22 protein-coding genes and 1 pseudogene are annotated in these 25061 nt (G+C 40.3%); 11 read left to right on the top strand and 12 right to left on the bottom strand.

The window, feature by feature from the left end; all coding sequences use genetic code 11:
- Window positions 1-21 precede the first annotated feature (21 nt).
- From ACFEL9_RS01380 to ACFEL9_RS01360, 5 genes are all read right to left on the bottom strand, one after another.
- Complete coding sequence (locus ACFEL9_RS01380) at window positions 22-2211, bottom strand: glutamine synthetase III family protein (RefSeq protein WP_385885450.1); 2190 nt, start codon at window positions 2209-2211, stop codon at window positions 22-24.
- A 124-nt stretch (window positions 2212-2335) separates the two neighbouring features.
- A complete protein-coding gene (locus tag ACFEL9_RS01375) occupies window positions 2336-3346 on the bottom strand; it encodes a glutamine synthetase beta-grasp domain-containing protein (RefSeq protein WP_385885448.1) in 1011 nt (336 codons plus the stop codon).
- Window positions 3347-3508: 162 nt separating this feature from the next.
- Window positions 3509-4360 carry an HAD-IIA family hydrolase gene (locus ACFEL9_RS01370; RefSeq protein WP_385885446.1) on the bottom strand — a complete coding sequence of 284 codons (852 nt, stop codon included), beginning with the start codon at window positions 4358-4360 and terminating at the stop codon, window positions 3509-3511.
- Between the two features lie 21 nt (window positions 4361-4381).
- A complete protein-coding gene (locus ACFEL9_RS01365; RefSeq protein ID WP_385885444.1) occupies window positions 4382-5425 on the bottom strand; it encodes a hypothetical protein in 1044 nt (347 codons plus the stop codon).
- A complete protein-coding gene (locus tag ACFEL9_RS01360; RefSeq protein WP_385885442.1) occupies window positions 5422-6816 on the bottom strand; it encodes a hypothetical protein in 1395 nt (464 codons plus the stop codon). The genes ACFEL9_RS01365 and ACFEL9_RS01360 overlap by 4 nt, the downstream gene beginning before the upstream one ends.
- A gap of 118 nt (window positions 6817-6934) precedes the next feature.
- On the opposite strand from ACFEL9_RS01360, the gene purL reads away from it, so the two are divergent.
- The 3 genes from purL to ACFEL9_RS01345 all read left to right on the top strand — a co-directional run bounded on the left by purL (window position 6935) and on the right by ACFEL9_RS01345 (window position 10880).
- Window positions 6935-9166, top strand: a complete 2232-nt coding sequence (purL, locus tag ACFEL9_RS01355) for a phosphoribosylformylglycinamidine synthase subunit PurL (protein ID WP_385885440.1) — start codon at window positions 6935-6937, stop codon at window positions 9164-9166.
- Between the two features lie 151 nt (window positions 9167-9317).
- Window positions 9318-10112, top strand: a complete 795-nt coding sequence (proC, locus tag ACFEL9_RS01350) for a pyrroline-5-carboxylate reductase (protein ID WP_385885438.1) — start codon at window positions 9318-9320, stop codon at window positions 10110-10112.
- A 54-nt stretch (window positions 10113-10166) separates the two neighbouring features.
- Window positions 10167-10880 (top strand): class I SAM-dependent methyltransferase, encoded by a 714-nt coding sequence (locus ACFEL9_RS01345; RefSeq protein WP_385885436.1) that lies wholly within the window; start codon window positions 10167-10169, stop codon window positions 10878-10880.
- Here the strand turns inward: ACFEL9_RS01345 and ACFEL9_RS01340 are convergent.
- Window positions 10846-11952, bottom strand: a complete 1107-nt coding sequence (locus ACFEL9_RS01340; RefSeq protein ID WP_385885434.1) for a hypothetical protein — start codon at window positions 11950-11952, stop codon at window positions 10846-10848. The two genes, ACFEL9_RS01345 and ACFEL9_RS01340, sit on opposite strands and share 35 nt — an antisense overlap.
- 331 nt (window positions 11953-12283) lie before the next feature.
- Here ACFEL9_RS01340 and pyrG point away from each other — a divergent pair, with 331 nt between their 5' ends.
- The 3 genes from pyrG (at window position 12284) to ACFEL9_RS01325 (ending at window position 16722) form a co-directional block, all read left to right on the top strand.
- Entirely contained in the window at window positions 12284-13933 is a 1650-nt protein-coding gene (gene pyrG, locus ACFEL9_RS01335; protein WP_385885432.1) for a CTP synthase, read from the top strand.
- A gap of 161 nt (window positions 13934-14094) precedes the next feature.
- On the top strand, window positions 14095-15939 hold the full coding sequence (gene yidC / locus ACFEL9_RS01330; protein WP_385885430.1) for a membrane protein insertase YidC: 1845 nt from the start codon (window positions 14095-14097) through the stop codon (window positions 15937-15939).
- A gap of 123 nt (window positions 15940-16062) precedes the next feature.
- A complete protein-coding gene (locus ACFEL9_RS01325; RefSeq protein ID WP_385885429.1) occupies window positions 16063-16722 on the top strand; it encodes a DUF4412 domain-containing protein in 660 nt (219 codons plus the stop codon).
- Here ACFEL9_RS01325 and ACFEL9_RS01320 read toward each other — a convergent pair whose 3' ends face one another.
- Complete coding sequence (locus ACFEL9_RS01320) at window positions 16723-17082, bottom strand: hypothetical protein (RefSeq protein WP_385885427.1); 360 nt, start codon at window positions 17080-17082, stop codon at window positions 16723-16725.
- Between the two features lie 263 nt (window positions 17083-17345).
- On the opposite strand from ACFEL9_RS01320, the gene ACFEL9_RS01315 reads away from it, so the two are divergent.
- The 3 genes from ACFEL9_RS01315 (at window position 17346) to ACFEL9_RS01305 (ending at window position 20455) form a co-directional block, all read left to right on the top strand.
- Window positions 17346-18767, top strand: a complete 1422-nt coding sequence (locus ACFEL9_RS01315; RefSeq protein WP_385885425.1) for a tetratricopeptide repeat protein — start codon at window positions 17346-17348, stop codon at window positions 18765-18767.
- Between the two features lie 183 nt (window positions 18768-18950).
- Window positions 18951-19721 carry a phosphosulfolactate synthase gene (locus tag ACFEL9_RS01310; RefSeq protein ID WP_276504267.1) on the top strand — a complete coding sequence of 257 codons (771 nt, stop codon included), beginning with the start codon at window positions 18951-18953 and terminating at the stop codon, window positions 19719-19721.
- Window positions 19721-20455: a shikimate dehydrogenase family protein gene (locus ACFEL9_RS01305; protein ID WP_385885423.1), complete on the top strand. Its 735-nt coding sequence runs from the start codon at window positions 19721-19723 to the stop codon at window positions 20453-20455. The genes ACFEL9_RS01310 and ACFEL9_RS01305 overlap by 1 nt, the downstream gene beginning before the upstream one ends.
- Window positions 20456-20506: 51 nt before the next feature.
- Here ACFEL9_RS01305 and ACFEL9_RS01300 read toward each other — a convergent pair whose 3' ends face one another.
- From ACFEL9_RS01300 to ACFEL9_RS01280, 5 genes are read right to left on the bottom strand one after another with little or no spacing between them, the layout of a single operon-like run.
- On the bottom strand, window positions 20507-20938 hold the full coding sequence (locus ACFEL9_RS01300; protein ID WP_385885421.1) for an acyl-CoA thioesterase: 432 nt from the start codon (window positions 20936-20938) through the stop codon (window positions 20507-20509).
- A 39-nt stretch (window positions 20939-20977) separates the two neighbouring features.
- Window positions 20978-21808: a hypothetical protein gene (locus ACFEL9_RS01295; RefSeq protein ID WP_385885419.1), complete on the bottom strand. Its 831-nt coding sequence runs from the start codon at window positions 21806-21808 to the stop codon at window positions 20978-20980.
- A 1-nt stretch (window position 21809) separates the two neighbouring features.
- Window positions 21810-22379 carry an RNA polymerase sigma factor gene (locus ACFEL9_RS01290; RefSeq protein WP_385885418.1) on the bottom strand — a complete coding sequence of 190 codons (570 nt, stop codon included), beginning with the start codon at window positions 22377-22379 and terminating at the stop codon, window positions 21810-21812.
- 10 nt (window positions 22380-22389) lie between these two features.
- Window positions 22390-22968: an RdgB/HAM1 family non-canonical purine NTP pyrophosphatase gene (gene rdgB, locus ACFEL9_RS01285; protein ID WP_385885416.1), complete on the bottom strand. Its 579-nt coding sequence runs from the start codon at window positions 22966-22968 to the stop codon at window positions 22390-22392.
- A gap of 48 nt (window positions 22969-23016) precedes the next feature.
- Window positions 23017-23559, bottom strand: a complete 543-nt coding sequence (locus ACFEL9_RS01280) for a hypothetical protein (protein WP_385885415.1) — start codon at window positions 23557-23559, stop codon at window positions 23017-23019.
- Between the two features lie 70 nt (window positions 23560-23629).
- On the opposite strand from ACFEL9_RS01280, the gene ACFEL9_RS01275 reads away from it, so the two are divergent.
- Complete coding sequence (locus tag ACFEL9_RS01275) at window positions 23630-24694, top strand: branched-chain amino acid aminotransferase (RefSeq protein WP_385885413.1); 1065 nt, start codon at window positions 23630-23632, stop codon at window positions 24692-24694.
- A 163-nt stretch (window positions 24695-24857) separates the two neighbouring features.
- Window positions 24858-25061: pseudogene (locus tag ACFEL9_RS01270) on the top strand (30S ribosomal protein S12); the annotation flags it as partial.

The following is a 25061-nucleotide window of genomic DNA, read 5'->3' as shown; positions in this document are numbered from 1 at the left end:
TCTTCAAGGTGGTCTTAGAAATTACCGGAGAAATAGCATTTCCCTGTATTTTGGCAAATACCACTCCCTGTCATCAACGAGCAATTCCAATTTATCCGCATGATAACGGATCTTATCGAAGAACGCATCCTTTACCTGGCTTTGATAAGCGATGGCCTTTGTTCTTGTGTCTTCTATGTTGTTGCAGATCTTTCTGGCTTCGATCATTTTTTCAACCAGGTCGCTTGCCTTGTTGATGTGCTCTGATATTTTATCGAGAATTTGTTTTTGGTTGCTGTAAGCCGACTCGGGAAGTCCAGCTTCTTTCAATCCGCGGATATTATTAGTTAATAAATTTTGATAACGGATAGCGGGTGGCAAAATATGACTGGTAGCCAGTTCTCCCATGATGCGGCTTTCGATCTGCACTTTCTTGATGTATTTTTCCAGCTCTATTTCATGACGGGCTTCCAGTTCGGAATGTGTAAAAATATCATTGCTCTCAAAAAGCCGTTTTGCTTTGTCGGTAACCATTGCATCCAGGGCCAGGGGAGTAGTCTTCACATTAGGTAAACCTCTTTTTTCAGCTTCCTTTTCCCAGCTTTGACTATAACCGTCACCTTCAAATAATACTTTTTCGCTGGCAACTATATATTCACGGATCACATGCATGATAGCGATCTCTTTTTTCTCACCTTTCTCGATTAATGCATCGACATCGTCTTTAAATTTCTTCAATGTATCAGCCATGATGGTATTCAGCACTGTCATGGGATTCGCACAATTCGCCGACGATCCCACAGCACGGAATTCAAATTTGTTTCCTGTAAAAGCAAATGGCGATGTACGATTTCTGTCCGTGTTGTCCATCATCAGTTCAGGAATGCTTTTATGAATATCGATTTTCAGCATGCTTTCATCCTGCTCATCAAACTTGTCGCCCACTCTTTCCTTTACATCCTGCAATACTTTGGTCAGGTATTGACCGATAAAAACAGAAATGATAGCAGGCGGTGCTTCATTGGCGCCAAGGCGATGATCATTGGGCGCTGATGCAATGGATGCTCTTAAAAGATCGGAGTAGTCGTGCACCGCTTTTATTGTGTTAACAAAAAAAGTCAGGAACATCAGGTTCGTCTTTGGAGTTTTACCGGGGCCTAAAAGATTTACTCCCGTATCGGTTGACATACTCCAGTTATTATGCTTTCCACTTCCGTTGATACCTGCAAACGGTTTTTCATGCAGTAATACACGAAGGCTGTGACGCCGTGCTACACGATCCATCACATCCATCAAAAGTGAGTTGTGATCTACCGCCACACTTACTTCTTCGAAAATAGGAGCACATTCGAATTGCGCCGGGGCTACTTCGTTGTGCCTTGTCCGCAAGGGAATACCTAATTTATAAGATTCGGTTTCGAAGTCCCGCATGTAAGCATAAATTCTTTCAGGTATGGAGCCAAAATAGTGGTCTTCCAGTTGCTGGTTTCTGGCAGAGTTATGTCCATACACCGTACGGCCACACATAACAAGGTCAGGACGGGCATTGAACATAGCTTCATCGATAACAAAGTATTCCTGCTCCCATCCCAGCGTAGAAGTAACACGGCTTATGTTTTTATCAAAATAATTGCAAACATCTACCGCGGCTTTGTTCAAAGCTTCTGCCGCTTTCAGCAAGGGGGCTTTATAGTCTAATGATTCACCGGTATAAGAAACAAAGATAGTAGGAATACAAAGTGTTTTGCCATTACCAATTTCCATGACAAAAGCAGGGGAAGAAGGGTCCCATGCAGTATAACCTCTTGCTTCAAATGTGGCACGTAATCCGCCGCTTGGAAATGAAGAAGCATCGGGTTCCTGCTGTATCAATGCATCGCCTTCAAACTGTTCAATCGATGTACCATCGCCTTTTATGGTGAAAAACGAATCATGTTTTTCGGCAGTAGTTCCGGTTAAGGGTTGAAACCAGTGAGTAAAATGGGTGACTCCTTTGTTTTCGGCCCAGGCCCGCATACCAGTGGCAATTTGATTGGCAACAGTTCTGTCAATCTTTTGTCCTGACTTTGTTGAATTGGCAAGACTTTTATATGCCTCATCACTCAAATATTCACGGGCAACTTTTAGGGTAAAAACATTGCTGCCAAAAACACCGGTGATTTTTTTGGAACTATCGATGTCAAGTTGACCATTGGCTGTCAGCTCTTCTAATGCATGAAACCTTAGTGACATAGTTGTATACTTTTGGCAAAGAAAAAAAATCCCTCTCATACAAAGACGGAAGGGATCAAATAATTATTGACAATAAAAACCGAAAAGAATAAAGGCATGTCCCGAAGACATGCCTTTTCCAAAATTATGCTTTTACAGATTTTACTGTTTTAATGATGCGTGCTGCCACTTTGTAAGGATCAGCGGCAGAGTTTGGACGACGATCTTCCAAATATCCTTTCCATCCTTTTGCCGGAACCATCACAGGTATGCGGATAGATGCACCACGGTCGGAAACGCCATAGCTGAAGTCATGGATGCTTGCTGTCTCGTGTTTACCAGTCAAACGCAAGTGGTTGTCAGCTCCGTAAACTTCGATATGCTCTTTTACAACAGGGCGGAAAGCTTCGCACACTTTATCAAATATTTCTTTGCTGCCTCCATTTCTCAACAAGCTGTTTGAGAAGTTAGCATGCATACCGCTTCCGTTCCAATCCAGGGCACCCAAAGGCTTACAATGCCAGTTTACAGAAACTCCGTGTTTCTCGCCAATTCTCTCGAGAAGGTAGCGACCGAGCCAGATTTGGTCGCCGGCTTCTTTAGCACCTTTAGCAAATATTTGAAACTCCCACTGGCCAGCTGCTACTTCGGCATTGATACCTTCAACATTCAGACCTGCTTCGAGACATGCATCCAAATGCTCTTCAATGATGTCACGGCCAAAAGCATTAGCTGCTCCAACTGAGCAATAATATGGGCCCTGCGGGCCAGGAAAACCACCGGCAGGAAAGCCAAGAGGCTTATTTGTTTGATTATCCCAAAGGAAATATTCTTGTTCGAATCCAAACCAAAAATCATTGTCATCATCATCGATCAAAGCACGGCCATTTGATGCATGAGGAGTACCATCAGCATTCAAAACTTCGCACATTACCAGGTAACCGTTTTTACGCTGCGGATCGGGGACAACAAATACTGGTTTCAATAAACAGTCAGATGATCCGCCTGGCGCCTGTTCAGTTGAAGAACCGTCGAAGCTCCACATTGGTAGATCGGCCAGTTTGCCACTAAATTCTTTTTCAATTTTTGTTTTGCTGCGGAGACTTTGGGTGGGCTTGTAACCATCAAGCCAAACGTATTCTAACTTTACTGCCATAAAACGAAGGATTGTTTATTGATAAATAAAATAATTTGCAATTTTACAACAATAAAGGCAAAAATCAGGACAGTCTGTTGAAAAAAGTGGATATTTTGACACTAACGATCATTATTTATGGCCAATTTCGAAACGATTCCTTCAGATTAGCATTTTTTATAATTACATTCCAAATACAACGGCGCTTTCACAGATAAAAGTAGGAGCAATGCCCGTAGAGATAATCCGGGTTTCATAATCCTCCGGCAGCAAATTGCCCGTAAGTACCAGCACGGTATCGAGGCCGAACTTGTTCCCACCCAGGATGTCGGTGTGGAGCGTATCACCCACCATTAAGATATCCTTTTTAGTGATGCCCGGGTAAAGCGATAAAATATATTCCCAGGCAAACATGAATATTTGAGAATCAGGCTTGCCAAAGCGGATGAATTTTCGGCCGGTTATTTTTTCGATCATATAAGACAGTCCGCCAATGGCGATACCGATCTCCCTTTTAGACATGGGATAAGCTCCATCTGGATTGGCAACGATGGCCGGTATTGTTCGCCGGCGAAGTAAATTGACGGCTTTGTTTAATCCATCCATCCAGTCAAATCCTTCATCGTCGAGTAATACAAGGGCTGTTATGTCATTGATGTTATCCTCGGTCATTTTTTGCAGTGGCAAAGTTTCCAAACCGGGGTGCTCGATATAATGGGCCGAATTTTCTGTTCCCAGGTAAGCTACAAGCCCCTGTTTTACTTTCAGATCAAGAAATTCTTTTGCCAGCATGCCCGATGAAATAATCTTATCGGGTGTAATATGATTCAAGCCACTTTTATAATATGATTCTGCCAAAAGTTCGGGGCTGCGGCTGGCATCGTTGGTAAGGATATAGTAGGCTTTTTGTTGCTCGTCCAGCCAGTTAAAGGTGTTTTCAATGCCTGGGATCAGGCCCTTGTAATTTTTTACGACGCCGTAAGCATCAAACAAGATGACTTTATAATTTTCCAGCAGGGATTTGAAATCTGTCATAACAATTTTTTTATCCGCCAGCTACTTACTGATCTTTAAGTGATCAATGATTTTATCGGGATCGAAATCCCGGTCTACCGATGGCAGATATATTTCAATAGCTTCGTTGTATAGTTTTTTTGAAAAATGTTCGCTGAAAAAGTAAACGCCATTCTTGATTACGTAATTCAAAATAAAAAAGCGATACACTTCCCGTAAAAAACGTATTTCATCGGCCATTAATGGATTTATAGAATGATATTCACTGAGGAAAATCATGAACCGGTCTTCCATCATCGGTCCGATTACATAGCTCCAAACGGTTCTGTCACCCGCATCACTCACTACCCGGCTAAAAAAATAAAAGTCCATCATCCGGCTACTCATCCTGAACCAATCGTAGTCCCAGCGGCTGAATAGTTGAAAATTATCAACCACAGAAAAATTACCAATATTCCAATCAATAAAAACAGGTATGGTTTCGAAACTCCCGGCATTGCATTTATTCCTGTTTTTCAGAAACATTTCACAATGATGCTTTATCAGCTTAACATGTTCTTTGTTGTTAAATCTTTTTTCATCTGTTTCCAATTGATCAAGTAATGTATTAATGTCCGTTCTTAGTGTCTTACTGCTTTTGGGCAATACATTGCGTATCCTGCTACAGGCAAGATGAAATTTGCCGATTTGTTTTCCAAAACTGCGGATATGTCCTTCCTGTAAGCGACGTGGCATGACCTGCATTACGCGGCTTGGATTATAAAAAACGACCCATGCATCTATATTGCTTTTTCGGTGACGATACGTGTAGACCCGGTTGTTTTTTAAAAGACTTTTTGCCAAAAGGTTTTCGAAGGGATACAACAGGTTATTTGCCAGTGAATGAATGATTCGGTGATCTTCCTTGAAATGCTCGTATTTACCGAAGGTTGACAACTTTGCGATGATAAAGTCTTCGTCGGTAAAAGTGACCTTATAAACGTGATTGGTTGAAACCATTGGACTGATATCTTCAATGGTCATGATCTTCCGGGAAGCGTCATATCCTTTCCATGCTGCTTTTACTATCTCAGTATAGTAGGTCATATTTTAGTCGTTGCAAAGTCCTTTTTGTTTCTTCCGGCAAAAGTAGTTGCGATAGCTTTCCAGTCCGTTTGTACCACAATTAAAGGTATTATTAAAGGAAGCACTATGCTCCGGTAACGAACTATGGCGCCCAGGTTGTTTACGCTAAAGCCAATAGCCAGCAACAATGTCAATGAAAAAAATACGCAGAAATAAAGAATGTTTTTTGAAATGATCTTTTCCCTTCGCCGATATAGCAGGTATAATAAAAATATCAATAATAATACATCTGTTTCAACCGCGGCAGCGAGAGAAAGTAAATGCTTAACGTCACTTGGGTAGGGTCTTATAACAGATAGTGTAATTGCTTGCGGCGTGTTTTCAACAAAACTCAATACAGTAGGCTCCAACTCCTTGATGGGGACGCTTGATTTTCCTACATTTTCAATAAAGGCCTGTTGTTTGCTTACAACCGCTTGTGGAAAATCGAGCCTGGAGTCTATAAAGCGTAACCCAAAAAAGCAGAGCAGGCAAAAAAGATAGACCCCACTAAAACAAGCCAGCGAATACTTCGGCCACTTATTAGCAAGTAGCCAGGCAAAAAGAGCCGGAAGAATGATAACCAGCACAAAATTTCTTAATAGTAAAAGAATGATCAGGCCTAATAAGATCGCTAACCATCTTTTTATTGCAAATCTTTTTTCTTTAAAACCATAATAAACGTGATAAACAATTAATGCGATGCCTGTGAAAATCAGGCCTTCCTTATGAATGCCGCTTGACCAATAGAAAAAAGAGGGGGTGAAGAAAATTGCTAAGAGCAGCAGGTTTTTTCTATCCGGAAACACATCCATCATTACCCTGTAAATGGCTATCGGTCCAAAAAGTGAAATGAAAGCGTAGAATATTACATTAATATAGTATTGTCCAAAGCTGAATATGTGAAAAATGGAAACGATTTTGGTGAATACATTTCCTTTTAAATCGTTCCAATAAGAGTTTTTAGAACCAAAAAAACTATCGACCCCTTCTTTATTATACGGGTCATGGAAAATATTGGTGAAATATTGATGTGGATTTGTTTGCAACAAGTGAAATTCTGCCAGACCATTATTATGATAGTTCCACGTATCTATCATTTGCGCAAAACCGCCATAAAAATGACCCATCCAGCCATAAAAAATACCAGCAATTACTTTCAGTAAAAAAATAATAACGAGCTGTGATTTGCTTAATCCTGATTTGTTAAAAAAGCCGGTTTTGGTTACTAACCATGAAAATAGGACAAGGTAGCCTGCAAAAAAGAAATAATCCAAACGGTAGGGTTTTGAGGTTGCAAAATAGACATTATTATCAGAAGTATAAGTGGCCGAAACCTGCGGTAAGCGATTGGGCAGGTCTGCAAAAATCAAAGGTGAAAAGGCAAAACCGATTTTTTGACTTCTTTCTTTTCACTTTTCACTTCCCCCAGCGGCCTCTTACTTTGTATTTCCGTAGTTTTGCCACCTTCAATCAACTATTACATTTTTCATGGAAATAACGCTTAAAACAGCTCAGCAGCTCAGGCTTACCGAAGAAGAATTTGAACTGATACAAAAGAAACTGGGAAGAACGCCCAATTTTAATGAACTCTGTGCTTTCTCCGCCATGTGGAGTGAGCATTGCAGTTATAAAAATTCTATTAAATGGCTGAAGACCTTGCCAAGGGAGGGCGGGAAGATGCTGGTGAAGGCGGGAGAAGAAAATGCCGGATTGATGGATATTGGTGATGGGCTTGGCGTAGTGTTTAAGATTGAATCGCACAATCACCCATCTGCGATCGAGCCCTTCCAGGGAGCTGCTACCGGTGTTGGCGGTATCCATCGTGATATTTTCACCATGGGTGCACGGCCTATTGCATCGTTGAACTCTCTTCGTTTTGGAAACCTGGAGGAAGATAAAACCCAGCACCTGTTATCAGGAGTGGTTCACGGTATCGGCCATTATGGAAACTGTTTTGGTGTGCCTACGGTCGGCGGCGAAATATATTTTGATGAATGTTATCATACCAACCCACTGGTAAACGCTATGAGTGTGGGTATTGTAAAAGCCGGTGAAACGGTTTCAGCAACAGCGCTTGGTAAAGGAAATCCCGTAATGTTTGTAGGAAGTGCGACCGGAAAAGATGGGATAGGCGGGGCGTCTTTTGCATCGGCTGATATTACGGAGGAAAGTGCTCAGGATTTGCCAGCTGTACAGGTTGGTGATCCTTTCCAGGAAAAAAAATTGCTTGAAGCCTGCCTTGAAGTAATACAAACAGGTGCCGTGGTCGGCATGCAGGACATGGGGGCAGCTGGTATCATTTGTTCCACTGCGGAAATGAGTGCCAAAGGTGAAGTAGGTATGCGAATTGATCTTGATAAGGTACCCACAAGACAACAAAATATGAAAGCCTGGGAGTTGCTTTTGAGCGAAAGCCAGGAAAGGATGTTGATGGTAGCGGAAAAAGGCAAGGAAGACATTGTAAGAAAAGTGTTTGAAAAATGGGATTTGCCCTGCTCAGTAATTGGAGAGGTGACCGATGACGGGATATTGAATTTTTATATGCATGGAGAGCTGGAAGCCTCAATACCTGCTCACGAGTTAGTATTAGGCGGAGGTGCTCCTCAATACGATCGGGAGTACCGTGAGCCGGCCTATTTAGCTGAAATCGCAAAGTTCAGTCTGTCTTCAGTTGCTGAGTCCGAAAATTTAAAAGCTGCAGCAGAACAACTCATACAATTACCAACCATTGCATCGAAACGTTGGATATATACCCAGTATGATAGTATGGTGGGTACCGTGAATACATCAACCAATACACCCACCGATGCGGCCGTTGTAGTTGTAAAAGGATCGAAAAAAGGTCTCGCTGTCACTACAGATTGTAACAGCCGCTATGTATATGCCGATCCTTACAAAGGAGCCATGATTGCAGTGAGTGAAGCTGCAAGAAATATTGTATGCAGCGGAGGTCAGCCATTGGGAGTCACTAACTGCCTGAATTTTGGAAATCCATATGATCCGGAAGTATACTACCAGTTTGTAAATGCTATAAAAGGCATGGGAGATGCTTGTAGAAAATTTGATACACCGGTAACAGGGGGTAACGTGAGTTTCTACAATCAAAATCCTGATGGTCCGGTAAATCCTACACCTACTATCGGTATGGTAGGGTTGCTGGAAAATGTTTCGGATAAAATGACATTGGACCTGAAAGAAGAAGGTGATATTCTTTACCTGGTGGGAAGTTCGAAAAATGATATCAATGGGTCTGAATACCTTCATAAAATTGCCGGGGCTAAATTTTCTCCGGCTCCCTATTTTTCGTTGGAGGAAGAATATGCTCTTCAGCAAAAAATTGCTGAAGCCATCAGCAAAAAAATGATCGGGTCAGCACATGATGTAAGCGAGGGAGGCTTGTTTGTTACATTATGCGAAAGTGGTTTCAATCGTGAGCTTGGGTTTTCAATTATTACTAATAACGAATTCAGAAAAGATGCCTGGTTGTTTGGCGAAGCGCAAAGCAGGGTATTGGTGAGCGTATCACTGGACAAAGTAAATGATTTTGAAAAACTGCTGGGCAGCTTCCCGCATGAAAAGATTGGCGTTGTTACAACCGGCGAGATAGTGATCGATGGTGACTTTTGGGGAACCATCGACTGGTGGAAAGAAAAATATGATACAGCTATTGAAAATTATCTTGCAAAAGAAGAAGCAGGGTCAGCCTTGAGCTCTATTTAGCAGGAAATAGAGGAGAGTAAAAAAAGTCGCCGTATTCCTGTGGCACACGAACTAGCGATTCTGTATTTAAAATTTTTAATTATCAATGGGAGCAACCGACCTGCTCCCTTTTTCATTGCAAACGAATTGTATCTTTATCAAAATTGTATAAATGGCAAAGAAGATCGCTATAATAGGCGGAGGCAACCTTGGAACAGCTATTGCCGAGGGGTTATTAAAAAGTAAATTCAGCAAGCCTTCCGATATCATTATCACAAAACGCAACACAGCTACACTTAAATCATTTAAAGAAAAGGGAGTGGAGGTGACTGATGATAATGCTGCTGCTGTTAAAAAAAGTGAAGTGATAATATTGGCAGTAAAACCATTTCAGGTAGCAGAGGTGTTGGGTGGTATTTCAAAAGAGTTAAGCAAAGGCAAAATATTGATTTCTGTAGTGACTGGCGTCCTGATTAACGAGATGGAAACGATCGTTAAGAAAAATATTTCTTATTTCAGGGCTATGCCCAATACGGCTATCGCCATCCAGGAAAGCATGACCTGTATTTGCAGTAAAGATGCTGACGGAGCCACCACTAAATATGTAAATGATTTATTCAGCACTGTTGGTAAGGTCGTTTCGATAGATGAAAAATTGATGGAGGCGTCTACTGTCCTGGCCGCTTGTGGTACTGCTTATGCTATGCGATATATCCGGGCTAATATCCAGGGAGGAATTGAAATTGGTTTTGACGCTGCCACTGCTTCTTTGATAGCCGCCCAGACCGTTAAAGGCGCTGCGGAACTACTATTACAAAAAGGAACTCATCCTGAACAGGAGATAGATAAAGTAACAACACCAAAAGGCTGTACCATTGCCGGGTTAAATGAAATGGAGCATCGGGGGTTCAGCTCTTCATTAATACGCGGTGTCGTGGCTAGCTATAAAAAGATTGCGAAAGACTAATAGGATACCAGTCAGTTACAAATTTCTGTAACAGGAAATAGCAACATGTTTGCCGTGAAAACTGTTGTTCAATACATCCGCTTCTTTTTTTATATCGCCATCAGTTGGAATATCTGGCTGGCTTTTTTTACGTTGTACCATGACATTCGCGGAGGTATTAAATACAAGATTCGCACTTTTTCTCCTGTTGCATTAAAACATCTCAGTATTCAAAATGCTGATATCAGCAAGTCGTCGCCTTACGAAGCGGTGAATTACTATATGCTGGAAATGCTGTTGAAAGCCTTTCGCAAATTTTCGAACTCTCATTCTATTGTTGATCTCGGTTGCGGTAAAGGGAGAGTGATGGCAGTGTCGGCATATTTCGGGTTTACCCATATTACCGGGATTGATTTTGCCAAAGAACTTTGCCAGGAAGCCATTTTAAATATGAATAAAACGCAAGTGCTTATTCCGGGAATCAATTGGCAGGTGATAAATGCTGACGTTGTCGATTATGCCATTCAACCGGATGATTCGGTATTTTTTATGTTCAATCCTTTTGTGGAGGAGACCTTAAATATCTTTTTGAATAAATTGGAAGTATCCTGCAGGTTATTTCCCAGGAAATCTTATTTCATTTATGCTAGTCCGCAGCATGCAAATGCATTGGAAAAAAAGGGTTATGAACTCATCTACAGTTACAGGATTATGAACCTGAGAGGAATGATTTTTTCTAAAGATTCAGTTTCACCTAATAAAGCTCACCTGTTTCCATATCCAGTATAAAAAAACTTTTAATAAGGTAATACTTGCTTCGTGTTTGAGATTTAGAATAATTCGAGTTAGGTGAAACCAAATCTATCAAACCAAAATTGGCTCTAAGGTTTCTTTTACTGGTAAAATCTTTTGCGCCATATATTTTGAACCCGTTGTGACTTCGATGCAGCTTAAAAAAATTACTTGCTGAAAAAATAAACATGTCCTTGCCGTCACTATAACCCCATAAATTCATATAAAGAGTATCTTCTCCTTTCTCATTTTTTACATATAAAAAATCGCCTGTTTTATTTTTATCCAATGTGTACTCTATCGGCAGTGGAGTATTGTTTTTGAAGTCTTCAAAATTGCGATAAATTCCTTTTGTGGGATGACTATTCAGAATAGCCAGATTAAACCTGGTATTATTGTATTCGGAAATTTTCTCCCGGCTTAGCTTCTTGTTTTTTGATATTGTTTTTTCCCAGTTAACAGTAGCTATTTTATGCAAACTGGCCTTCAACGCATCCTGCAAATATCGATCACCACCTTTTACGATGTTTTTATCACCAGCCAGTATCGTATCGAAGCGGCATAAAGGGATATAATAATTATTGACTCCTGCATAAAATTCTACCATAAAAAGCAGGCCTCCATTTTCTTCCATATCATATTTTTTGGCGGAAAGTTTTTGCCCCTCATTGATGTCTGTTACAATATGATCCGATAAAATAAGCTTTTTAACAAAGCAACAGAGCTCAACATCAACGCTATCTTTTAAAATCGGATCAGCGAGATGAGTGTAAAAGGCTTTTAGCTCATGTCTGAGGTTTCTCCTGGATTTCAATAATCGCAGGCGGCTACTAACGCCATTCTTAATTATTCCCAGGCAGGATGTATCAAACCGGCTATCATAAACCTGGATAGAAGTAACAGGAATAGGCAATTTAATCTTCTCGTCGGGAAAGGAAATCGAAATAGTGCTTACATCGAAATTGTCAATATCTATTTTGGTTTCATCTTTTTGGGAAAGGCAGGTAAAGTGTAAGCTTAGTACGACCAGCAACAACGTAGATTTTAGTTGAAATAGTTTGTTGTACATATAGGTACGAACTTTAAATCAGGTTTAAAATCGTTGACAAAGTAGTAAGCATTTTGAATTTATCATAGCCACCCAATATTATTACCCTCAATTTTCCCCCAACAAAAATTTCAAATTTCAGCACCTAAAAAAATTGCCTTAGCTTTGCATGACCTCTTGGAAATTTCTTCCTTTACATTGAATTTAGCGAAATGTCCGATGGTCAGTTTGGGTGGGGCTGATTTTTCTTTCTTTTTGTAGAACGAAATGGTTAAGTACGGTGTTGTTGCTGAGCAAATTAGTATTTGCCCTATTCCATCTTTTTTTAATACGATGATAAATTGACCATTTTATGGCTAAGTATATTTTTGTTACCGGTGGTGTTTCTTCTTCTTTGGGTAAAGGTATTATTGCCGCTTCGCTGGCCAAATTATTACAGGCAAGAGGATTACGTGTTACCATACAAAAGTTTGACCCTTATATCAATGTTGATCCGGGTACGTTAAATCCCTATGAGCATGGCGAATGTTATGTAACAGAAGACGGCGCCGAAACAGATCTTGATCTTGGTCATTATGAAAGATTTTTAAACATCTATACATCGCAGGCCAATAATGTTACTACCGGCCGCATCTACCAGACAGTTATTAATAAGGAAAGAGAAGGAGCTTATTTAGGCAAAACAGTACAAGTAGTACCTCACATTACAGATGAGATAAAACGCCGGATGATGGAGCTGGGCCAGGGAGATAAATACGATATTGTCATCACAGAAATTGGTGGTACGGTTGGTGATATTGAGAGTCTGCCTTTTGTTGAAGCCGTTCGTCAATTGCAGTGGGAGCTTCCTGAAGAAGATACGGTAGTGATACATCTTACGTTGATACCCTATCTGAAAGCTGCAAAGGAGCTTAAAACAAAACCCACACAACATAGCGTAAGAATGCTCAGCCAGGAAGGGGTTCATCCTGACATCATCGTATGCCGCATGGAAAAACCGCTTACGATTGATTTACGCAGAAAAATTGCGTTATTCTGTAATGTAAAACCTGAAGCCGTCATTGAATCAATGGATGCACCGACAATTTACGAAGTGCCTTTGATGATGATGAGGGAAAAGCTTGACCTTATTTGTCTTAAAAAGCTCAATATTACTTCTTATAAGGAAGCTGAACTGATAAAGTGGAAAGAATTCCTGGATAAATTAAAATACCCGAAAAGCAAGGTTACCATTGGTTTGATCGGTAAATATCTTGAGTTGCAGGATGCTTATAAATCAATACTTGAAGCGTTTGTTCATGCAGGTGCAATAAACGAATGCCTGGTCCAGGTCGTTAATGTGCACAGTGAGTATATCACAGAAAATAATGTGTCAGAAAAGCTGGCCGGCATGGATGGATTATTGGTAGCACCGGGCTTTGGACAACGTGGTGTGGAAGGGAAAATTACAGCTGTTAAATACGCCAGGGAAAGGGGATTGCCATTCTTTGGTATTTGCCTGGGAATGCAAATGGCTGTCATTGAGTTTGCCAGAAATGTTATTGGACTTAGCCAGGCCAATTCAACGGAAATGGATCCACAAACAAAGGATCCTGTAATCGACCTGATGGAGGAGCAAAAGCAAATAACTGCAAAAGGCGGCACCATGCGGTTGGGAGCTTATCCTTGCGAAATAAAAGAAAATTCGCTGGCTCATTCGATTTATGGAACTACTATGGTAAGTGAACGTCATCGTCACCGCTGGGAGTTTAACAATAAATATCTGGCCCAGTTTGAGAAATCAGGTATGATCGCCAGCGGGAAAAACCCAGCTACGGGATTAGTAGAAATTGTTGAACTGCCTGATCATCCATTTTTTATAGGTGTACAATATCACCCGGAACTGAAAAGTACCGTTGAAAACCCACAGCCGATATTTGTGCGGTTTATAAAAGCGGCAAAATGCTATGCGGAAAAAGCCGCTGATATAAAAACACCTGTATTACAAAAAGAGATGATTTAGAAAGGAAGTCAGAGGTCAACAGCATGAGCCAGCAGTCGAATTTCTGACCTACTCTTATTTTTTGACCTTTCACTTCTGACTTCTTTTTTGCGGCCTCTTACTTCCGCCCCCTGACTTCCTGCTTTACCCTATCTTTGCGGCTCTTTAAATTTTTATAGCTGATGAATTTCGACCGTAATACCGTCATTGGATTTGTAGTTCTGGCGGCGCTTTTTTTCGGGTATTTCTATTATAACAACAAAGAACAGGCTGCATTTAAAAAAGAGCAGGCGAGGCTTGATTCTATTACAAATGCTAATAAGCCCAAACCTGATACATTAGCACAAAAAATTGATTCAATAAAGGCTGACTCAATCGGCAGAGTAACCAAAGCCGGCAATTTTCAAACTGCGGCTAATGGTACGGAACAATTGACCATTGTAGACAATGACCTTTTTAAAATTGCCTTTACCAATAAAGGAGCTCAACCGAAATGGGTTGAGCTAAAGAAATTTAAAAATATGGACAGTGGCCATGTAAGATTGGCCGCATCTGATTTTGATAAGATCAGTTACTCTATTAACACCGGCAATAACCAGAGTGCGCAGACCGCTGATCTTTTCTTCGAGCCAGGAACAATAGTTAAAAATGCCGACGGCAGTCAAACAGTTTCTTTTCTTTTAAAATCAGCGGATAGTGCAGGCACTCACTCAATCAATCATCAATTTACGCTAAAGCCCAATGATTACATGCTTGATTTCGACGTTCAGTTGAACGGAGCGGATAAATTGTTAACAGGCGGAGTCATGAATTTGAACTGGCAATACACGGCTGCCCAGCAGGAGTCTGATATTGATTTCGAAAAACAGAATACACAAATTGGATATGTCGAAGATGGTGAATTTGATTATCATACGATAGGTCGCCGCAGCAGTGTTAATTTTTCAAAGCCGGTTAAATGGATCGGTGTGAGACAGCGATTTTTTAATACTTTCCTGATCACAAAAAATAGTTTTTCGTCTGGTAAAATGAACTGGGAAATACCTTCGGATGAAAAAAAGATTCTTGCTCAGTCAATATCGGATATGAAGGTGGAAGTGCCGGTTGCGTCTGCTGCAAAAGTTAATTTCAATATTTTTTATGGTCCCGCCGATTATCATTTGCTGACAAAGTACGATCAGCAAATGGGTAAGCTTATTAACCTGGGACAAGGCATGTATGCCTTTGTTCGTCCGTTGAATAAGTATATTGTATTGCCGGTTTGGGATTTTATCAAAAGCTTTATTACAAGTTACGGTTGGGTTATTGCTTTCTTAACCCTGTTTATTCGTTTGGTTATTTCTCCACTTTCATACAAGAGTTATTTAAGCGGAGCCAAAATGAAAGCTCTTCGTCCGGAGATAGCTGCTTTGAAAGAAAAGTTTGGTGCCGATCAACAGGCTATGAGCATGGAGCAGATGAAATTGTTTCGTGAAGCAGGTGTAAATCCTTTGGGTGGTTGTATCCCCGCACTATTGCAAATTCCTATCTTCTTTGCTTTGTATAGCTTCTTCAGCTCCAGCGTGGATCTTCGCGGTGCCGATTTTCTGTGGGCAAAGGATCTTTCGGCTTTTGATGATGTCATAAAATTTGGCGTTAATATTCCGTTGCTTGGAAGTCATTTAAGCTTGTTTACAATTACGGCGGTTTTGACAAGTTTGTTGATCTCCGTCTATAGCATGAGCATGTCACCGGATCAAAGCAACCCGGTAATGAAATACATGCCGTATATATTCCCTGTGTTTCTTTTATTCATCTTCAACAAACTTCCTTCGGCATTGACCTGGTATTATACTGTATCAAACATCATCACGTTGATTTTGCAATTTGTCATTCAGAACTATATTATCGATCATGACAAGATCATAGCGCAGATTGCAGAGAATCGGAAAAAACCAAAAACAAAATCAAAGTGGCAGGAGCGAATGGAGCAGATGCAGGAACAACAGAAGAAACTTAAAGAAATGCAACAGAAAGCCAAAAAATAATTGGTATAGTTAAAATACTCTTAATGCAGACCGGGTTTCAGTTTATTGAAATCCGGTTTTTTTTGTAACGCAACTTATTATAAATTGGCTCGTCTTATAAATGTGAATAAACCATTCAATAAAATGAAAAAGATTTTTTCAATAGTTGTGTTAGTCGTTTGTGTTTGTTCTTTTAACCTATATGGGCAAAAGAAGCTGACTGAGGCCACTATTTCTTATGATATCGTTATTAATACCAATAATACTACACCTAAAGCTGCAGATTTGCTGGATGGTGCTGTAAGCGTTATCTACTTAAAAGGAAATTCTAGTCGTTCCGAAATGATCAGCTCCTTGGGAACTCAATCGACCATTATTGATGGAAAGACCGGCAACGTCACTATTCTTAAGGATTATGGTGAGCAGAAATACATGATCAATATGACACCGGCAAATTGGAAGGCGTCCAATAAAAAATATGAGGGTAGCACATTTACTTACGAAAATGAGTATAAAACTATTGCAGGTTATAATTGCCAGAAAGCTATCGGTAAGCTGGCAGATGGAAGCACCTTCACTGTATATTTCACAAAAGATCTCGTGCCGGTAAACAAAGACTTTCAATATTTGAACAAAGAGTTACCCGGCCTGGCAATGCAATACGAAGCCACAATGGGAAAACAAAAAGTTACCTATACAGTGTCAAGCATAAACTTCAACCTGGTGCCTGCAGCAAAATTCGACCTGCCTAAATCCGGTTACAGGGTGATGACGTACGAGGAAACAAAAAGTGCGGGAAATTGATTAACGGGTTGCAGCATTGGGATTGAAAGTAACTCTGCCATTCAGCGCTACCTTTTTCTTCAAGGGCATGATATAAGTGGTGTGTCCTTGTTTGTAAGAAACCATTGTATTCAGGTTGATATATTTATTTTCCTGATGGCTAATTACCTGGCTACCACGGAAGTTAAAGCCAGATTGTAAGGAGAATGAACCAGGGTTTTGATATGTTTTGATAGAAAGAAGCGAGGATTTTCCTGTTTTTCCTTTTTTATCCCTGCCTGTTCCTAATGTTGCAAATGCCCCGATAGTAGAGGCTGCTAACAACATTACGATGGCTAGTTTTCTGAAAGATGTCGCTGATATAAAATAGTTAGTTTTCAATTCAGAGCAAATTTAACATAAAAGAAACTATAAAGTCAAACCGCTTGTCAAGAATTTTAGTACTTATTTAACGCCCGGGCGACAAAATTGTTACACAAAATCCAGGAAAATTTAAGATTATTCTTCACATATGGGGAAAACAAAATGGTGGAATTTTTCGTTTTTTAGGATAACTTGTTGATAGCAATCACTTACCAAGCAGTACATCGCTTAGAATTATTGAGTAAAACGGATCTTTATTTTGTATCTAAAGCAGAGTTTTGATGAGAGAAAACCCCTACCAGGAAGACCGGGAGCAAATGCGGGAACTGCTCCGACAATATGAAAATCTAAAAAATGGCCGCAGCCACTCTTTTATCGAGGAAGAGGCTTTTGAAAAAATCGTCAACTATTTTGAGGAGAAAGAAGAATTATCAAGAGCATTAGAAGCGGCAAACATTGCTATCGAACAGTACCCATTTTCCTCACTGTTATTAATTCGCAAAGCAGATATATTATTGGCTATTCGTCGTTACCGGGAGGCATTGGACATTTTGGACAAAGCTTCCTTATTTGACAGCAGCGATATCAATCTTTATATCTTAAAAACAGATGCCTATCTGGCCCTGGATGAACAGGAAAATGCTGTGGCTCTTTTGGAGGAGGCTTTGACAACTTTTGAAGGAGAAGAGCGAATTGAGCTGTTATTTGAATTGGCAGATGTCTATGATGATTACGAAGAATTTGAAAAAGTCTTCGACTGTCTGAAGATTATTCTCGAAGAAGATCCGAATAATGAAGAGGCTTTATATAAGATTTGTTTTTGGACAGATTTTACCGGTAGAAACGAGGAGAGTATCCGGCTTCACCAGAAAATTATCGACGATTTCCCATACAATGAATTAGCCTGGTTTAATCTGGCCGCCGCTTATCAGGGATTGAAATTGTATGAGAAGGCAGTAGATGCTTATCAATATGCGATTGCTATTGAAGAAAAATTTGACTATGCATATCGTAATATGGGTGATGCATATATCCGTCTGCGAAAATATAAGCAAGCAATAGAGGCATTAGAAAAAGTGACTGAATTATCAAAGCCTGAGGTGGTGATCTATGAAGCTATTGGTCATTGCTATGATCGGTTGAAAAAATTTGCTGAAGCCAGGTTTTATTATAGAAAAGCTTCACATCTAAACCAGGATGACAGCAAGATATTTTATAAAATCGCCTGCACTTATTTTAACGAACATCAATGGGAGAGTTGCATAAAGCAATTGGAGCATGCAATTAAAATTCATCGTCCGCAGCCTGAGTATAATTTGCTGATGGGTGAATGTAAAATGCAATTGGGCCTATACAAAGATGCCGTTCAATATTTTTCTAACGTGGTGAGGGTAAGACCCCGTAATGTGGCAGGGTGGGAGGCATTGATAAGATGTTTATATAAAGCAGAGTTTAGCGATGAAGCTCTCGAACAGGCAAATGCCGCTTTGCAAGTGACCAATGGCAAACCAATTTTTCATTTCTATAAGGCCGCTATTTTGCTATCGAAACGGAAGACAAAAGAAGCGATCCTGCAACTTGAACGGGGAATGGAAACTGCGCCTAAACTTCTTAAAAAGTTTATAGAATTAAATCCAGCCAGTTTGCAAAACCAGCAAGTGGTCGATGTATTGGCGAGATTTAAGCGAAACAAGTCCATTTAAACGGGCTTTAATTGCGGCATATCAATAATTCTATACCTATTCTTTCCTATTTTTGCCCGCCTGAATGAATATTGCTTCGGCCTCATTACCTGGTAGTAAAGTTTGGGTTCTTGCAGTGCATACAAGAATAGCTGTAAAAGCGCTGAAGAAGTATCATCAAAATCAGAAAAAAAATTCGAGAGCATGAATTTTAACCTCACTCAGATGCCGGATCGTAATCAAAGACCCCGTACCGCCGGTATCACTATGGTAATGGACAAAGGACTGAGCATAAATGAAGCAAAAAACTTTCTTAGCGTTTCTTATCCGCATGTCGATATTATAAAACTCGGGTTTGGTACATCCTACGTTACGCCTAATCTTAGGGAAAAGCTGGAACTGTATCGCTCTTATGATCTTCCCATTTATTTCGGTGGCACATTGTTTGAAGCCTTTTTGATTCGTAACCAGTTTGACGAATACATATCGGTGTGTAAAGATTTTGGCATCAGTTATATGGAAGTAAGTGATGGATCTATTACTATTCCACATGCTGAAAAGTGCGGATACATCGAAAAGCTGACGAAGCATGGTGTGGTTTTAAGTGAGGTGGGTAGTAAAGATGCCGCCCATATCATTCCCCCATATAAATGGATTGAATTGATGCGGGCTGAATTGAGTGCGGGTTCGAGTTATGTGATCGCAGAGGCAAGAGAGGCGGGAAATGTAGGTATTTACCGCGGCTCGGGAGAAGTGAGAGAAGGATTGGTGCAGGAAATTTTGACGCAGATCCCCGGTGAAAAAATCATTTGGGAGGCTCCGCAAAAAGCACAGCAATTATATTTTATAGAGTTGCTCGGTTGTAATGTAAACCTGGGAAATATAGCGCCTACCGAAGTGATACCACTGGAAGCGATGCGTATCGGTCTTCGCGGCGATACATTTGACTTATACCTTGATAAAAAAGAAGCCTGATGAGGCAATTTGGATTAATAGGATATCCGTTGTCACAATCATTCTCTCAGAAATTTTTTACCAAAAAATTTGAGAAAGAACTTTTGAAAGATTGTCGGTATGACACATTTTCTATTCCTTCGATTGATGATTTGCCGGCTGTTTTAAAAAGCAACCCGGAACTTTGCGGGCTTAATGTAACGATACCTTATAAGGAACAGGTTCTGTCGTACCTGCATGAAAAGACAGCCCTGGTAAAGAAAATTAAAGCCTGCAATTGCATAAAAATCAATGGGGGTAAGTTAATTGGACACAATACCGATGCGCCGGCTTTTGTGCAATCGTTAAAAGAGAAACTAAAATCACATCATACCAGGGCCCTGATATTGGGTACCGGAGGCGCTGCAAAGGCTGTAGAGTATTCCTTGCAACAATTAAATATTTCGTATCATTATGTTTCACGTAAACCATCCGCTCAAAGCTTTTCGTATGAGCAGTTGACCCCATCATTGATGCAGGAGTATACTTTAATCATTAACTGCACACCACTTGGTATGTATCCTAACATTGTCGAAGCGCCTCAAATTCCTTATCATGCTCTGACTGACAAACACTACTTATTTGACCTGATCTATAATCCTGAAAAAACATTGTTTTTACAGAAAGGAGAGGAGCAGGGCGCTGCCATAAAAAATGGTTATGAAATGTTGGTGTTACAGGCTGAGGAAAGCTGGCGGATATGGAACGATCAGTAACAGGGAGCGACAAGCAATTTGCATCAAAAAAATCTGTTCCTGTACTATTCTTTAGTTAATTAATTTTTCTCTTGCATCTTCAGGTATTGAACTCACCTTCTTCTTCGTGTAATCATAACAAACCATCCCGGTTTTTGCTGTTGCCACCAATTGCGATAAATCGTTTACGGTCTTTTCCAATTTGTAAAATATATCGAAGCTAACCTTGCTTAGATTGGTACAACCGACGGATGCAAGAACGATATCGCCGTAAAACAACTCATTTTTGAATTCTATTCCGGCATCCGTCATGATTAAACCCACACCCGAAAACTCCAGCTCTGAATACCCAATATTTTTTAAAAATTGCATTCTTGCTTCATGGATGAGGGACAGAATAGCATCGTTACCAACATGACCTCCATAGTTAATATCCGTGATGCGAACAGGTATAGAAGTTCGAAAATTCAAATTTGCAGGCAGGTCAATTTTTATTCTTGGCATGTAAAATGTTTGGCAATAAAATTAGTGAAACAGGCCAGATTACAACCCATTGCTCTCATTCAATGAGTTTACCAAACCCAAAATATCCATAAAGTTGCCCGGAGATGGCGCTAATTCAGAAGAAGCAATTTTTTGTTGCCATTTTTTTAGTTGATCCTTGCAGTCAGCGTCCTGCTCTTCGCCCGATACGCAACAAAGCAGGTCACTCCATTTTTTGGACATGCGGATAATATTTCCATCTGGTGTCATGAGCATAACATACCTGTCCGCAAGTGTTGGTATATGATCGGCGTAGGCATATAATGTTTGTGAAAGATCTTCGCTCACATCATTCATAACGTTATTGCGTCTTGTCGCTACTGTATGAATGGTTCTTGGAGTTTTCTTTACTGTAGATGAAGACTTAGTAATTGTTGGCTTATTTTCCCCGACTGCAACATCCTGTTTTGCCGATTTATCCGAATCCAGATCAGTGCCCGCGGTCCCGCCGGTTATGTTCAAATTATTTAGAGGCGTACTACTATCTTTTGATTCGTTAACCCGTGCAGTACTATTAATAGAATCATTGCTTGTCATGGTAAACCGAATGACGCCAAAAGCTACAACTCCTATCAGGATAGCCGCTGCTGCATAACGAGACCAGGGCGACAATCTTTTTACCGGGGCAATAACAGGAGTATCAGTGCTGCTGTTTAAAGAATCTTCAATTTTTTCCCATGCCGTGGCCGGAGGCATGATTTCCATATTATACATACGGGATGGAAACTGATTCGGTGTGTGAGCTTCATCCAATGCAGCGGCGATCTTTTTCCAGCTATCCACCGGCGGCGTCACTTCATAGCTAATCATCTTATTTTTCAGGCTGCTCATCTTATCGTTGCATCTCTTTTTCTTCTAAAAACTTTTTTACCATATCCTGCAAAATCACTTTTGCTCTCGAAAGTTGTGATTTGCTGGTTCCTTCACTAATGCCAAGCATATCGCCAATCTCCTTGTGAGTGTATCCTTCTATCACATACATGTTAAAAACGGTACGGTAGCCGGGCGACAGATCCTGCACCAATTTCATGATATCTCTTTCCGCAAGATTGTCCAGAATGGAAAGGTAATTTCCTTCCAGGGTGTTTTCCTCTTTTTCAGTAACCGGTTGCAAATAACGCTTACGGCGAAAATGTTCAATAGCTGTATTGACAAAAATTCTCCTCACCCAACCTTCAAAAGAGCCTTCACTACGGAAACTTTCCAGTTTTTTATAAACCTTGATAAAACCTTCCTGTAAAATATCCTCTGCCTCTTCTGCATTACCAGCATATCGAAGGCACACAGCATACATGCGGGGAGAGAAACGGCGGTACAATTCTTCCTGCATACGCCGGTTGCCATTAATACATCCATTAATTAAGTCGCTTTCGGTAATATTTTGGTTGCTTTGGAGGCTCAAGTTTATTATTTTATACCAGGTGGTTCAAAAATGTTACCAGTTTTTCAGTCGCTTTTTTACGGTGGCTGAATTTTGTTTTTTCTTCTAGGGACATTTCGCCAAAAGTTTTGTCTGATCCTTGTGGAACAAAAACGGGATCATAACCAAAACCCTGGCTGCCTTTTTTCTCAAAAATTATCTTCCCTTCGCAAACACCTTCAAAGAGATGCTCCGTTCCGTCAATGATCAGAGAAATAATTGTTTTAAAACGGGCTGTTGTATCGGTCTTGCCTTCCAGATTATACAATAGCTTGTCGATGTTTTTATCGAAGGATTTATCCTCACCCGCATACCGGGCACTTTTAACTCCGGGTTCGCCATTTAAGGCTGTAACTTCAAGGCCTGTGTCCTCGCTAATGCAATTGGTGTGAGTCAACTTATAAATTGTACGTGACTTTTCTGACGCATTTTCTTCTATTGTTGCATGTGGTTCAGGAATGTCAATATCAATTCCTGCCTCCTTTAACGTCAGCAATTGAAAATGTGAGCCGATAATGTGACGGATTTCATCTACTTTATATTGGTTATTGGTAGCAAAAATCAACTTCATGGAAACAAGATAAGGGTTTTCGATTTACCCTTGTATTAGCAGTGAATGTTAAATACCGAAAATACTCCGAAGGCTGACCCAAAGCTTACTTTTTAGCAAAGAATCATTCCTGGTTTGTTCGAGAGAAGAAGAAAATAGAAACTTGCAGTTTGCAACTGATTGAACCTGGAACTGGGGAAATCCTACCGGTAGTCCAAAGGCGAGAGGATCTACACCGAAAAGCAGCACAATTTTGCTTTTAAAATTTTCCAGGAACTCTTTATACTCTCTGTCCTGATAGCTATTTTTATTTATAATAGCAACGTCACCCAAGTTTAACTTACAAGCCGTGAGCATGTTTGTTAAAAATCCCAGCTCATCATCGGGTAGATGAACGGCATCAGGATAGCTTACTACAATCAGGATATTTTTACCATTGTTCCCCAAATATTTCCAATAAGGTTCTTCCACTGCTGGTTTAGCGGGGATTTCGGCTCTGCTTTCAGTTTTTTGTACTGACTTTGAACCAACCGGCTCTTCCGAATTTATTAGGGATGAAGGATAGAGCGCCGATAACAGGTTGGGAGATAATCGCAGATCATTTAAACCCATAAAACTTACAAGTGTTACAAATGAGTGTTAGCTTTTTTTCGTTTCTTTGACGGCTCAAAAGTAAACTATTATGACGGAGGCGTTACCTATTTCAATTACAAAAGCTGAAAGAAGCAAATTGCAGGACATAAGTCTGGAAAATGTACCATTTGGAAAATATTTTACTGATCACATGCTGGAGGCAGATTATGAAAATGGCGAGTGGACAAATGTTGAAATAAAACCATATCAACCTTTGCTGCTGGAGCCTTCCCTTGCGGCTCTTCATTATGGCCAGGCCATTTTTGAAGGTATAAAAGCATATAAGGATAGTAATGACAATGCGTATATCTTCAGGCCACAGGATAATTTCCGGCGTTTTAACAAGTCGGCTGAGAGGATGAATATGCCGCTTATCCCGGAAGAAATATTCATGGAAGGCATGCGCCAGTTGATTGCCCTGGACAAAAAATGGATACCTGCTCAAAAGGACCATTCCCTTTATATCCGTCCATTTATGTTTTCGACAGATGCAGTATTGGGAGTAAGACCTTCTGAAACATATAAATTTATTATTATCCTTAGTCCTACCGGTCCATATTTTGCATCCCCAATGAAAATTTCAATCGAGGAAAAGTATACCCGGGCAGCACCTGGTGGTGTTGGGTTTTCTAAAAATGCCGGTAATTATGGGGGAAGTATGCTTGCCTCTAGTTTGGCCAAACAAAAAGGCTATGACCAGGTGTTGTGGACAGATGCGTTTGAGCACAAATGGCTACAGGAAGTAGGTATGATGAATGTGTTCTTTATAATAGGTAATGTGGCTATTACTCCATCATTGGAAGAAGGGACTATACTGGAAGGAGTGACCCGGGCAAGTGTGATGCAGGGCCTGGCTGAAATGAACATTCCGGTTGAGGAAAGAAAAATCAGTATTGATGAAGTGGTTGAGGCGTATAAGGCTGGAAAAATCAAAGAGGTATTTGGAACCGGCACAGCAGCTGTAATCGCCCCCATCAAAGAATTAAATTATAAGGGATATTCGATGATCTTCGATACAGACAATTACAAAATCTCCGACTCTGTAAAAAGGTGGTTGACAGATATCCGGGAAGGAAGAATAGAAGATAAATACGGATGGATGTGGAAAGTCTAATTATTTAAATAACAAAGCCTTGAATCCCGATAAGTCTTAAGTTCGGGATTTTTTGCATTTAGTAAACGGGGCGGCAAAAATTATACTGATAAATAAAAGGTCGTTTTTTTGGTATTTAACCATCAGGCCTTTACCTTTGCCCTCCCAAAAATAAAGGTTAATAATGCCTACTATTCAACAGTTAGTAAGAAAAGGAAGAGAAATTATCAGGGCTAAGAGTAAATCGAGGGCTCTTGACCAGTGTCCACAGCGTCGTGGAGTTTGTACCCGTGTGTACACTACTACTCCTAAGAAACCAAACTCAGCTTTGCGTAAAGTGGCGAAAGTTCGTTTGACCAATAAAATTGAGGTTATTGCCTATATTCCG

It is taken from the genome of Terrimonas alba (assembly GCF_042434975.1).
In the GTDB taxonomy this organism is placed as follows: domain Bacteria; phylum Bacteroidota; class Bacteroidia; order Chitinophagales; family Chitinophagaceae; genus Terrimonas_B; species Terrimonas_B alba.
The sequence above is the reverse complement of the archived record's forward strand: the minus strand, read 5'-3'. Positions and strand labels throughout refer to the sequence as shown.